This is a genomic window from Paenibacillus sp. CFBP13512, assembly GCF_005233705.1.
GTDB lineage: Bacteria > Bacillota > Bacilli > Paenibacillales > Paenibacillaceae > Saccharibacillus > Saccharibacillus nuruki.
Genome location: NZ_QGAD01000004.1, coordinates 249,821 through 263,090, shown reverse-complemented (window position 1 = coordinate 263,090; position 13,270 = coordinate 249,821). Strand labels below are relative to the sequence as shown.

Annotated in this window: 9 protein-coding genes; all 9 read right to left on the bottom strand. The window is 40.4% G+C overall.

Annotated features, from left to right (window positions below; all coding sequences use genetic code 11):
• Nucleotides 1-146: 146 nt before the first annotated feature.
• Nucleotides 147-1,661, bottom strand: a complete 1,515-nt coding sequence (locus tag PaeCFBP13512_RS07720; protein ID WP_069326933.1) for a glycoside hydrolase family 68 protein — start codon at nt 1,659-1,661, stop codon at nt 147-149.
• Nucleotides 1,662-2,145: 484 nt separating this feature from the next.
• Nucleotides 2,146-2,994 carry a PRD domain-containing protein gene (locus PaeCFBP13512_RS07715; protein ID WP_137222288.1) on the bottom strand — a complete coding sequence of 283 codons (849 nt, stop codon included), beginning with the start codon at nt 2,992-2,994 and terminating at the stop codon, nt 2,146-2,148.
• On the bottom strand, nt 2,984-4,525 hold the full coding sequence (locus PaeCFBP13512_RS07710) for a PTS transporter subunit EIIC (protein ID WP_137222286.1): 1,542 nt from the start codon (nt 4,523-4,525) through the stop codon (nt 2,984-2,986). Before PaeCFBP13512_RS07710 ends, PaeCFBP13512_RS07715 begins: the two co-directional genes overlap by 11 nt.
• 208 nt (nt 4,526-4,733) lie before the next feature.
• Complete coding sequence (locus PaeCFBP13512_RS07705) at nt 4,734-6,497, bottom strand: glycoside hydrolase family 2 protein (RefSeq protein WP_137222284.1); 1,764 nt, start codon at nt 6,495-6,497, stop codon at nt 4,734-4,736.
• Between the two features lie 69 nt (nt 6,498-6,566).
• A complete protein-coding gene (locus PaeCFBP13512_RS07700; protein WP_069326930.1) occupies nt 6,567-7,379 on the bottom strand; it encodes a carbohydrate ABC transporter permease in 813 nt (270 codons plus the stop codon).
• Between the two features lie 17 nt (nt 7,380-7,396).
• Nucleotides 7,397-8,281, bottom strand: a complete 885-nt coding sequence (locus tag PaeCFBP13512_RS07695; protein WP_137222282.1) for a carbohydrate ABC transporter permease — start codon at nt 8,279-8,281, stop codon at nt 7,397-7,399.
• A gap of 87 nt (nt 8,282-8,368) precedes the next feature.
• Nucleotides 8,369-9,661 carry an ABC transporter substrate-binding protein gene (locus PaeCFBP13512_RS07690; protein WP_069326928.1) on the bottom strand — a complete coding sequence of 431 codons (1,293 nt, stop codon included), beginning with the start codon at nt 9,659-9,661 and terminating at the stop codon, nt 8,369-8,371.
• 184 nt (nt 9,662-9,845) lie between these two features.
• Nucleotides 9,846-11,450, bottom strand: coding sequence for a response regulator (locus PaeCFBP13512_RS07685; protein ID WP_137222280.1), 1,605 nt, complete (start codon nt 11,448-11,450; stop codon nt 9,846-9,848).
• Nucleotides 11,443-13,269: a cache domain-containing sensor histidine kinase gene (locus PaeCFBP13512_RS07680; RefSeq protein WP_241669313.1), complete on the bottom strand. Its 1,827-nt coding sequence runs from the start codon at nt 13,267-13,269 to the stop codon at nt 11,443-11,445. Before PaeCFBP13512_RS07680 ends, PaeCFBP13512_RS07685 begins: the two co-directional genes overlap by 8 nt.
• Nucleotide 13,270: the final 1 nt, after the last annotated feature.

The window sequence follows — 13,270 nt, the reverse complement described above, 5'->3', positions numbered from 1 at the left end:
TAGTGTTTCCTTTTTGGCGTCTACATTTCGTTCTACGGATAAAAGCAATAAAGGAAAAGAAAATGCCGCTGTGTGGCAGACATTTTCTTTCCCGGTTGATCTATTGAATCCTCAGAAATGATAGATTAAAAACTTATTCATTAAACTTATTGATTAGAAGTAATCTGACCTTGTTCCAAAATGCTATTAGGAACAACTTTGGTTTCACTACCATCGATTTCTACTTCAAAGCTTGGTGCAAATGTAGAATGATGATCAGTATAGAATCCTCTGTTGGTCATGTAGCTTGTGATTACAACTTTATTACCTTTTACTTGTGGAATCGCAAAGTGAGCGTAGTTCCATGTAATATCGCGTTTGTTCAGATCTTGATGCAATACAAGTCCACTACCGTTAAGCGGTTTGTAAGGTCCATCAATTGAATCCGCTACATATCCAAGCATGTAGATATCTTCGGAATCCACACCATCGACAAACATTTTAGCACCGCGTGTATCTGTGAATAGGTACCATTTGCCATTCATTTCAAAAATATTGGCACGTTCAATCTCATCGGTCACTGTGTTGGACGCAATAAGTGGCTTCATCACTTTTTTCAATGAATAGTCGTTGTTCAATTCAATAATACCCAATGCCCCATTCGCAATCGTCATATAGTTACGACTCGGGTTGTTCATTACTTTCTGGTATTCAGATTTGAAGAAATCGTCATCTCCACCATAATACGCTTTGTTGGAGAACATCGATTGACCTTGATAACCAGTCTCAGAACCTGTATTGGCTTCAAATACTAGATATTTGCGTCCATGATCTTCTACATAATGCGGATCTCTTAATGTATGGTTATCGGAGTAATCACCTGCACGGAATGCTTGATCCACCGTTTGATACATTTTACCATCACCATCAAAAATAGATTTGAGGTCTTCGACACCGTTGACTTGAAGTGTTCCATTAGAAGGTTCAGACACATTAATTTGAGCTGTTGTTAGTGTTTGTTTACCGAAAAATCCTTTATCGACATCCCATGGCTGACGGTTCGTATAGAATAAGCGAACTTTGCCGTCTTTAGTCATTGTTGCTGAACCTGACCATTCTTCGGATTGATTATTTAAAATTGTATCGTTAGGTACCATTTTGTCGCTGTCTTTAAATACACGACCTGCATTTTTCCAAGCATCTAATGATTGATCGCCTGCTTTTTTATAGAACAGATAGATAAAAGTATCTGAGGATACTTTAGGATCACCTGCAAGTCCAAAAACAACTTCATATCCATTATAGTTGGCTACTGTACCGTCTGCATTTTGTAATGGCCAAGTATCCCATACATCGAGATCAATCGTATTGCCATTTGCATCTTTTCCTACAGCAGAAGGAATATTGCGAATTTTGGATACATCAAATTGTGGAACTTTATAGCGAGACTCTGTTTGCTGATTAGCTATTTTCAATGCATCAAAGCGCGTAAGATGTGTAAATCCGTAAGTATCGTTAAAAACAGATGCAGGTGTTTCTACAACAGGTGTTGGTGGAGTTGGCTGTGTCCCATTACCGTAATCGGATTCTGATCCACTTGCAAAAACAGAAGTTCCTCCTGTTAACATCGTTGCTGCCATCATCATAACAGCTGTTTTTCTTGAGAAATTCTTGATTTTCATTGTGTTCTTCCTCTCTAATTTCAAATTGTGGCTGTTTTGGCGCACAAAAAAGACCTAAAAATTCCTCTGAAGAACGAACGACACCTGTCGCCCGGATTCCTCACGGAGTTTTTAGGTCTTGCCTGCTTTACCAGTAACACACCCGAATATGCTGTTGCTGACATTTATTCTATAGGGCAAATCGTAAAGACACTATAGACTGAACGAATCAATTTGGAAAAGCGACATAAAAGGATAATTCTGTAATTTTTCATTCATTTTCATAAATTTTAGTCTTATTTTCACTGTTTCAAAGTTTACATTTTTGTAATATGTCATTCGATATACATACTTTATACCTAGATCTAATTTGATTTTGAATAAATATCATAACCTATCGAATCAGGTATATAGACTTGATACAGCTTTATTTTTCTTGTTATTCTCTATTAAAATCGCATGATTGATCTACTTTATCATTACATTCGATACGGATTAAGCTGGATTAACGGGAATGATGACCCAGTCTTTCGAGCAGGCGATTCACTTCGATAGTAATTAACACGCATTGACTCTCTGTAAATAGATAACCATATTCATCTTCCATATTCGCTGCCATCTCTTCTACCTGTTCATATACTGTTTTATATTTCTCTACAGCAATCTGAATAAGCTCTTGATTCAGTTCGCTTCCGGGCTGATCTTTTTGATATTCTTGAAGAATACTTTTGAGTTGGCTCATTAATCGTTCATAGTCTGCTGACTTGCGATCTAAAGATTGATTTAACATATATTCAATATCTTTGACCATGTCTTTCATAATTGCCGCCATACCTGCTGCTGTGTCTTGAGCTCCTGCATTCATCCGTGCAGTATGAATATGCATCGCAATATATCCTACTTCATCTTCAGGAATATCAATCTGCAAGCGCTCGGTAATCAATTGCTTGGCATGAAGACCGATCTGGAACTCGGCAGGATACAATAAGCGAATCTCTTCCAAAAGCGTATTGTGGATAATCAGTCCACTCCGTAGACGCTCAAGAGCAAATGACAAATGATCGGTTAGTGCAATATGAATATGTTCATTAAAAGAAATCTGTAACTCTTGTTCAGCATAAGAAATAATACTTTCAGATACAGCGATCTCTTCTTCCGGTAACGTCTGAAGCATCTCTTGTAGATAACCGTACCGTTCCTGATCTTCTAGAATAAATAACTTCTCAATACGCTGTTTATCTACAATATCATTTTTGCCTTTTTCAAAAGAAATCCCACCGCCCATAGCGATCTTTTCCTGCCCGTGATCATCCACGACCACCGCATTATTATTGAGAATCTTTTTAATTTTCATAACGTCCTCCTGTGAATTTACGAACAATGTTTGAAATATGATATCGAAAAGCTGGCTTTTCTGCACCGAGCAACAGAGTCGTCATAAAAGCTATACCAGCTGAGAGTAGAAATCCAATCATATAATGGATAAAGTTCATTTCGCCAAACGGAATAATATAGACAAGCATCGGTATTCCTGTTAAGCCAAATGAGCTAGCGATCACATGATGAAAGCCGACATAAGCTCCGCCTACTGCCCCACCAATGGCTGCACTCAAAAAAGGACGACCTAACTTGAGGTTAACTCCGAGAGCAATCGGTTCTGTTATTCCTAGAAAAGCAGTAATCGATCCTGAAAGAGCTACTTTTCGTAATTCGTTATTGCGAGTGGTCAAATAGACGGCTAGACCTGCCCCACCCTGCGCCATATTTGCCATCGACCAGATCGGTAGTAAGAAATTAACGCCTACACGAGGGTCAGCGATCAAAGCAACCTCAAGCGCTTGTATCCCTTGATGCAGTCCTGTTAATACAATCGTGCTATAGATACCGCCCAGAATAAATCCAAAAAATGTACCTCCATAGATAAAGAGATATTCTAACTCTTGACCTATCCATTCTCCCAGCCATATGGCGACCGGACTAATCAAAAGAATAGCCAGCGTCCCACCGATAATCAGACTGATGGCTGGAGCAAGAAGTGTAGATGCTGATGCCGGTAGTATACGGCGTATTCCTTTTTCTATCCAAGCCATAATCAGTGCTGCCAGAATAATCGGCATCATTGCACCTTGATAACTGAATTGAGGAGTAACCATCGTATCTATATTTTGTACCGTCGTATCATAAGAACCTATTAGTATCGCTAGATCAGGTTGAGACATTGCAATCCCAAGTACAGCCCCGATCGCAGGTGTACCTCCAAATCGTCTTACTGCATGATAACCGAACAGTACGCTAATAATTTGAAAAGCAGAACTTGTTAATAACTGAAGCAATCGGAACCAGACCGCACCCTCTGTCACCCAGTCAGAAGATTGCAGAATCGTGACCAGACCTAATAAGATACCCGCTGCAATAAAAAGCGGTAAGATGGGAATTAGAATATCTGAAAAGATAGTCGCTACCTGTATAATACGCTGCATAATGCCTGACCTTTGATCCTGATCTGGTGATGGCATTGATGGTTCAGCTTGCAGTTCAGATTCTTTAGACTCTAAAATAGAAGGTTCTAATGCTGTTTGTTCATGCTGTTGAAGCCATAGATTGATTTTGCGATGTAACTTATAGACCAGCTCAGGACCTACAATAATCTGTAGTTGTCCGGGCAGTTTGTTTATATTTTGCACTTCTTTGATCTGAAGAAGTCCTGCTTCATCGATTTGATCGTAATTTTTTAATTTGAGCCGAATACGAGTCGTACAGTGAATGACTTCTACCATATTATCAGGACCACCGGATAGATCGATAAGACGGCGGGCAAGCTCTTCTGTCGAATGATCTTTTGCACGTCTATGACGAGAAGAAGGTAGGTCTATTTTATCCGACAACACTATTCCTCCTTTATCGGGTTGAATCCAGTATGATTTGACTGTGTATACTTATTATAAAGTAACAACTTTGTAGTATAGGATAGTTTAGGGGTTATGACAATCTTTAGATGAACAGAATATGTTTTTAACTATGTACAAAAAGTGCTGTTCACTATCTGACTTGAGCAGTCAAAAGATAGCAAACAGCACTTGGTATAGGTAAATCTTAAGATTGATTCATAACGATACGGCGAATATCTTCTAGTGGCACCTTGGGCTTACGATCATACGTAACCAGACCGTTAATCTCCTGTTCGACATCGGTCAACTGGGTATAACAGAATCCTTGAACAATCGGAGAACGATGTAGCGGACGAATCACTGCGGCTAAGCGCTGTAGATAATCTTCATCATTGTCTGCGCCCGAGTATCCCCAGCCTTCCCACTCACTTTTTTTATACGCGATTCCGCCGAACTCTGTAATCAGAATCGGTTGCCCTTGATAAGTCGCTCCCCCTACAAAAATCTCTCGATTCCCTGGCAGACTATGTACAGCCTTTTCAATCGAAGCATAACGTTCATTCAACACTTCTTCTTGCCATGCATAATCATGAATCGCTACCAGATCGGTGTCCATCATTTCCCAGCCATCATTATAAATAACAGGACGTGTATCATCCAGTGACTTGGTGAGATGATAGAGAGCCAGTCCATGCTGTTGTTGACGCTGATCATTTTTGACATTAGGAATGCCCCAACTTTCATTCATAGGAACCCAGACGACAATGGATGGATGATTGTAATCCCGTTCAATCACTTCTTGCCATTCTTGCGTGAATCGGCGTACATATTCTTCTGAATAATTGTAAGCATTTGCCGCTTCTCCCCATACCAGTAATCCTTTGCGATCACACCAGTATAAGAATCGTGGATCTTCCATTTTCTGATGCTTACGTACACCATTGAAGCCCATCGCTTGCGTCAACTCAATATCTTGAATAAAAGCTTCATCCGACGGTGCGGTTAAAATGCCATCCGGGAAATATCCTTGATCCAATACCAGACGTAGAAAATAAGGTCGATTGTTCAGATGTAACTTTCCATTTTCAATCGAAATCTTACGCATCCCAAAGTATGATTCTACCGCATCTACTACGTTATCCTGCTCAATCAATTCTAATCGAATATCGTATAAATGTGGCTTTTCTGGTGACCACCAACGTCCTAATTCATGATCGTTAAAATCATGCAGACCGATCGAGCGAGTATGTTCATGATGAGTCACTACAAATTCATCCTGTGCTACCAATTCGCCTTCAAAAGAAATGGTTAATCGTGTACGCATTCCTTTTTGACGTGTAGATGGAGAATAAAATAAGCGTACTCTAACTTCATTTCGATCAATATCGGCTGTAAATTTAGCTTTGCTAATATGAGCAGGGTCTACTGCTTCTAACCATACCGTCTGCCAGATGCCTGTCGTACGGGTATAGAAAATACTTGCTGAATCTTCTTTCCAGTATTGCTTCCCCCGTGGCAATGTCACATCTTGACTAAAATCTTCTACCCGCAAAATAATCTGATTGTGCTCTTCTTCCAGTAACTCTGTAATATCTGCTTGAAAAGGAGTATGCCCACCTTCATGAAAGGCTGCCCATTTGCCATTTATCCAGACTGTAGCTGTATAATCGACCGCTCCAAAATGTAAAATCGTACGTTTGTCTTGCCAATCGGACGGGATCTGAATCGATTTGCGATACCAGACCAGATCATGAAATCCAGTATCTCCTATTCCACTCAACTCACTTTGAAAAGTAAACGGAACTTGAATCTTCTGATCGAATACCGCTTGCTGATCAAGATGCCATTTCTGCTGATCGCCTACACGTTTATCGTCAAAAGCAAATTCCCACGTTCCATTGAGATTGATCCAGTCTGCTCGTTGGAATTGAGGTCTAGGATATTCAGAACGAGTTGTTGTTGTATTCAATCATAATTCCTCCTTTAAAAGTATACATGTCTGTATGATTGATCCGGCTATTAATGTTCAGCTTAGTGGTTATAATTCTTTCCCACCTGTAAATGCAATCCCTTTAATAATCTGTTTCTGGAAAATAAGAAATACGATTAAGACTGGAACAGCGGCTAACGCATTAGCTGTCATCGGAAGCGCATATTGCTGGACATACGAACTCTGGAACATCGGTAATCCTAATGTAATCGTCATATAGGCTTTGTCCGAGATCGAGATTAGTGGCCATACATAATCGTTCCATGCTCCAATAAAGCTAAAAATACCTAATGCAGCTAACGCAGGACGAGACAAAGGTAAAAAGATGCTATACCAGACTTTGAAAAAACCTGCTCCATCAATTCGTGCGGCTTCTTCAAGGTCTTTCGGTAATCCATCAAAAAACTGCTTTAGAATAAAAATCCCCATCGGCCCTGCCACTGCTGGTAAAATCAACGAAGTTCGTGTTCCCAGTAGACCCCAATCACGCATAAACAGATACAATGGAATCAATGTCGCTTCTGCTGGAATCATGAGTCCGGATAAGAACAACAGAAACATAAATTTGCTACCTGGAAATTGAATACGAGAAAATGCGTATGCCGCCATCGACGATAAGATCAGTACCAGTACTGTAGTAATCACAGACACCATCAGACTGTTACCCATCCACCCGAAGATCGGAGCCTGACTCAGTACTTTCTGATAATTAACAAATGAAAGCTGAAAACCATTAGCAAATACACTTTGCCCTTCTGGCGTAAACGATAAAGCCAACATCCAGATCACAGGAATAAGAAAAAAGATCGCTAACGCTACAGCTACAATGCGAATAAAATAATAATAGATTCGATCCATCATCCTACATTCGCTCCTTTCTAAGATTCCAATCTACGTAAAACAAAAGTCTGTACTAAAGAGATCACTAGAATCACCAGCATAAGTACAAATGCAATCGCAGACGCATATCCCATCTGGAACGTCTGAAATCCATTTTCATAAATCGAAAACACGACGGTTTTGGTAGCTCCTGCGGGTCCTCCGCCTGTGATCAATTTGGATTGACCGAATATTTTGAACGAAGCAATCGTCTGAAGCACAATCACAAGTATCGTAATCCGTGATAATGATGGCAATGTGATATACCAGAATGTCTGCCAGCGATTCGCTCCTTCGATCTGCCCTGCTTCATAAAAAGATGCTGGAATATCTTGAAGCCCTGCTAGAAATAAAATAAATACAAATCCTACTGTCCACCATACGGTAGACATAATAATAGCCGCCCATGCTAAAGTCGGTTCCGATAACCAGAAAATCTCTTCATGGATTAAACCTAATCTACGTAAAATCTGATTAAATAATCCGGTGTACGGCTGTAAAAAAATCACCCAAATGCTAGAAATAACAGAAACAGATAACACATACGGCATAAAAACAGAGATCCGAAAAAAAGACTGCCCCCGACGTATACTGTGAACAAGAATCGCTAATAATAAGCCAATTCCACTAACCAATGGCACACTAATCAATGTAAATACGATCGTATGCAATAGGTTGCTACGAAATTCTTCGTCTTGGATAAGATTGGTATAATTTTCAAAGCCTACAAAAACTTTATCTCCTAGCAAAGACCAGTCATAAAAACTGATGCGCAGACCGTACAAAATCGGAAATAAAGAAAAAAGAGCAAAGAAAATCGTATATGGCAAAATCATTAATATGCCTGTGATCCACCCTTGATGTGATAAGGATTTGGTGCCCATAGATGAGACTCCTTTCTTCAGCTAGATCAGACAAAAGAAGCGGGTTGATGTCTATGTCGCTCCGCTTCTTTTGTGATGATCCTATCTTTATTTTCCAGTAATCTTGTTGGTAGAAGCATCTGCTTTTTCTAAAGTGGTCGCTGGGTCTTGTTGACCTGCTAACATTTTTTCGAACTCTTTGACAATATTGTCGTTAACCTGTCCTTGTTTTTCATTACGAGGCCAGTATTTCACAAAGTCAGCCGATTGCGCATAATCACTACGATATGGCATGTCTTTGAACTCTTGAGAATCCAATACTTTGGTTACACTTGGAATATGCCCTGCTTTTGCCCACATGTCCCCATGTTCTGCAAGCCAATTGGCAAACGTCAATGCAGCTTGCTGTTTCGCTGGGTCTTCTTGACTGTGCTTCGGCAAAGCTAATGTATGCGAATCGCCCCATGTTGCCGGTTGATCGTAGATTTGTGGCATCGGTACTACCGCAAAGTCCAAATCTTTAATATTTTCAAATGATCCGGTACTCCATACCCCTGTGATGAGTACAGCTGCTCGTTGATCTTGAAATAATTTAACCGCATCATTTACATTCGGTGGAATTAATTTGGATGTATACAAGCTATTCACGTATTCTAATGCTTGTTTGGCTTGTGGATTATTAAGTTCTGCTTTGCCATTTGCATCATAGAACTTCCCTCCACCAGTTAACTGATTATAGAAGCCCCAGAACATCCAGTACGCATCTATACGCACGCTTGGTTGTGCAAGTGGAGCAACATCTGCTGGAACTGCATCTTTAATTTTAGTTAAAAATGCGGTAAATCCTTCTGGTGATGGATCGAATACAGGTTTACCGTCTTTGAGTACGCCTGCTTTTTCCAGATACGTCTTGTTGTAATACATGACGATCGCATGAGTATCCAGTGGAATCGAATAATGTTTACCATCGTAAATCGTCGATTCTAAAATCGTAGGATTGAATGCATCCCAGTCCACTTTGGAACCTGCTGCTAGATCATCTAGTGGGGTCACATAACCCGCTGGTACAAATTGTGGCATCCGTGAGGAGTGCAATACTGCTAGATCAGGCGCTTGATCCGAAGCTAACGATGTCTGTAGCTTGGTATAGTAATCTTCCGAGCGATTACTTAGCTGTTCCACTTGAATATCTGGGTTCTCCTCATTAAACTTGGCTACCATTGCCGCCATAAATTCTCCATCTCCACCACTAAATGGTGTCCAGAATGAGATTTGTGTTTTACCACCTGTTTTGCCACTTTCGGTACTACTAGCAGGTGCACTACCTCCAGCACAAGCCGACAGAATAAACATAGCAACCAGTAGTATAGAACCGGCTTGCAACCATTTTGTTTTTCTCATCAATAGAACCCCCTTGTCGAATAATGAAGAATGTGCGTTTTTAGATAACGCTTACATTTCAAATCTTAATGTATTCTTCAAGAAGGAACCATGACGCTTTTTTCGATGGTATAGACATATATTTAGGTCTGTTGCCTATATGTGCATATTGCGTTCAAGCGATGATGAGATAGTGGCTACTTCATTACACCGGATGTTGATAATGACGACGACTATCCCGATACTGTTTGGGTGTGGTACCTGTTTCTGTTTTGAATACTCTATTGAAATGCCGAATATTTACAAACCCTGTATCATAAGCAATGGTCGCAATCTTCTCATCACTATGGATTAATCGCTTGATCGCTTCTCGAATTCGAATATCAGTCAATACTTCGACAAATGAATGCCCTAATCTATTTTTGAACAGACTGCTGAGATAAGAAGCATTTAAATAGACTTTTTCTGCCATTAGACTGAGGGTAATCGGTTCAGCATAATGTTCTTCCAGATAACGTACTACCTGATCTACAGCGTGGATCACATGCCCTTCTTTACGCTGAATCAGCTCATACAGCGAATACAATAAATCCCCACAATAACGGGCAAGTTGCTGGCGTTCATTGATCAGTAGTACATTTTGTAATATCCCACCCATATCCTGCTTATTCAGCCATTCACTGAGTACGTTATAATCCAAAGCAATCTCATAACACTCTAATAATATTTTGCAGATCTGTTGTTGGATCACTTCAGGATTACTGATCTGACGGCATAATCGTTCGATAAAAGCTTGGACTTGCTTTGTTAATTCTTGTCCATTTTCTTCTGCTAATAATTGTTCCAAAAAATGTCGGTCTGCTGCTTCTAATCTGGATAATGGCATTGTATTTGTTGTGGAAGATTCATAGACAAGTACTTGATCTCCACCCGAAATCAAACGATAAAGCAGAGCTGTCTCTGCTTCACGATAAGATTGGGGTACCGATTCGAGATCAGCCACACCGCCACCGATACCTATCGTCACCGTCATCTGGGATATACGTTTAATGCTACGAATTAATTGTCCTGACAATGATCTAATCTGCCGGGCTGTCTGTTCACTGTGATCACTATTAATGAGTGCAACCACTTGATGATGATCGATAAATGTGTAACCTTGTAAAGGCTCCAATATGATCTCACGGACAAATTGTTGAATATACAAAAAGAACAGTTCAGGATCATTCTGTTGATACCGTTGTTCTGTGACAGAATCTCGATCCAATTGAACAATCAGACAATATATACCGGTATGGGGAAAAGAAATATTCGCTTGATCCAATAATTCACCTTCATCATAAGCACTATTGCCATGAATCAGACTGCTTAATATTTGTTGTCGGATCACTTGCTGACTAGGAATATGCTCTGCTAACGATTGCGATTCATTTTCTTTGGTTAACTCTGCTTCTACTTTGCCCAAAGCGGTGTACAGTTCTTCTTTATTGACAGGCTTAAGTAAATAATCTCTGGCTCCACTGCGAATCGAATGACGTGCATATTCAAAATCATTATGTCCACTGAGCACAATACAGCGAATAGATGGATACTGTTCTGCTACCGTGGCTTGAAGCTGGATACCATCCATACGAGGCATCCGTATATCGGTGATTACTAAATGAGGGCGTTGATCCTGAATCATTTCCAGTGCTTCCAGTCCGTCACGCGCTTCACCGATCACTGTCCATTCCAGATTAGATTCATGAATCAAATGGGTGATTCCTTTACGAAAAATCATTTCATCATCAACGACTAATACGTTATACATGATCAGTATCTCCTTTCTTGAACTCCTCTATATGCTCAACCTCAACGATAGGCATAGTCACGATCACTTGTAACCCTCCTTCATCCCGATTGTGCAGCGTAATGCCATACTCATTACCATATTTGAGTGCAATTCTGCGATGAACATTAACCAATCCATGACCTCCCGGCCCTTCTGGCAATATCCCTGCTTCCATATGGTGATGTTGTTCTTCAATCCATTCGTTTTCCATACCTGGTCCATTGTCGATCACATCAATCTGAATCTGTTTATTCTGTCTATGCACTTCTATCTGAATATAAATATCTCCACGACCTCGTTCTAAGCCGTGAATAATTGCATTTTCTACAAGCGGTTGTAACGTTAAACGAATTATCGGATGTTGTAGCAATAATGGTTCTGCATGAATGGTATACGATAATCGCTCATCATATCGGATACGCTGAATCGACAGATATCCTCGTACATGCTCTAGCTCCTGTTCAATCGTAACTTCACTATGATCGCTTCCGATACTATACCGAAGCAGAGCACTCAGATGATTGGTCATCTGCACCACTTCACGATTGCCTTCGAGTTCAGCGTACATACTGATAGAACCCAGTGTATTGTAGAGAAAATGAGGATTGATCTGACTTTGCAGTGAAGCAATCTGTGCATTTTTTTCTCGAATCTCTGTTTCGTATAACCGATAGGTTAATGACCCTAGACGAGACACCATAATATTAAACGTTCGACTTAAATGTCCGATCTCATCGGTCTGATGTACTGGCAAAGCAATATCGAATTCTCCCCGTTCTACAAGTTTCATCGAATCCCGTAATACACTAAGCGGTCTTGTGATTCGCATCGCATGAAAAATCGACACAATTACCGATATAATGAGACAGATGCCGCCTAACCAGATCATTTGCCGATTCACCTGCCGGGCATCCTGTACCAAGACAGCGACAGGCACTGCTTGAAGAACCGTCCAATGCGTGACAGGCGATGTCTGATATGTAAGCAACACGGATTGTCGCCCACTATCTATCGTTAATGTGCCTTCTCCTCCATACTGTTGCAAAGTAGCATCTTCTACAGGAAAAGACGGGCTTTTATAAATCAATTGCTTATGCTGATCCATCATGGCAAATAACGAGGTCGGAGAACCGGCAAGATGAGTAATTCGATCTGTGAGCGCTTCAGCAGGAACATCGATCACCAGTGTACCTAATTCTTGACCATCATCCAGACTACGAATCTTACGCGCAATTGAAAACACTTGATATATAGTTCCATTATCAGACAATACCGCATGAGGAGCGACAAAATATCCTTTACCGGATAATGCTGTATTTACAGGTAATAATCGTTCTCGATCCCCTGACTCTGCAAATCGACCGGGGCTATCAGGCAATTCTACATAAGACGAATGCGTATGATTGGTAAACAAAGCCACCCCTGCAATATCTACACGTCCATTGACCCGAATCCGTCGTACAAAACGTTCTAATAGTAGACGATCTTCATATCGATCGATCACTTGATCTTGCTTGTCATGCTCAAGATACTCCATCATTTCTGGAGATTGATACGGCAAAATAGATAATAAAACCAATTCATTCATATAAGCATCTAGATTCGATGTAAATTCACGCACTACATCCGCTTGATATTGCCCGGCATTGTTTTGAATAGAATCGGAATAGCCAATACTCGATATCCATGAAGAGATGACTAACGGAATCGAAATCAGTGTGATATTCATAATAATCAGCCTTGTGACCAACCGCATATTTTTCCAGCGACGAATCCAATGTTTTATAGGTATCTGCATC

What these genes read in the sequence shown, in the direction of transcription:
- PaeCFBP13512_RS07690 (WP_069326928.1), bottom strand. Translation starts at nt 9,661, where the DNA reads ATGAGAAAAACAAAATGGTTGCAAGCCGGTTCTATACTACTGGTTGCT.
- PaeCFBP13512_RS07685 (WP_137222280.1), bottom strand. Translation starts at nt 11,450, where the DNA reads ATGTATAACGTATTAGTCGTTGATGATGAAATGATTTTTCGTAAAGGA.
- PaeCFBP13512_RS07715 (WP_137222288.1), bottom strand. Translation starts at nt 2,994, where the DNA reads ATGAAAATTAAAAAGATTCTCAATAATAATGCGGTGGTCGTGGATGAT.
- PaeCFBP13512_RS07695 (WP_137222282.1), bottom strand. Translation starts at nt 8,281, where the DNA reads ATGGGCACCAAATCCTTATCACATCAAGGGTGGATCACAGGCATATTA.
- PaeCFBP13512_RS07720 (WP_069326933.1), bottom strand. Translation starts at nt 1,661, where the DNA reads ATGAAAATCAAGAATTTCTCAAGAAAAACAGCTGTTATGATGATGGCA.
- PaeCFBP13512_RS07680 (WP_241669313.1), bottom strand. Translation starts at nt 13,269, where the DNA reads ATGCAGATACCTATAAAACATTGGATTCGTCGCTGGAAAAATATGCGG.
- PaeCFBP13512_RS07700 (WP_069326930.1), bottom strand. Translation starts at nt 7,379, where the DNA reads ATGATGGATCGAATCTATTATTATTTTATTCGCATTGTAGCTGTAGCG.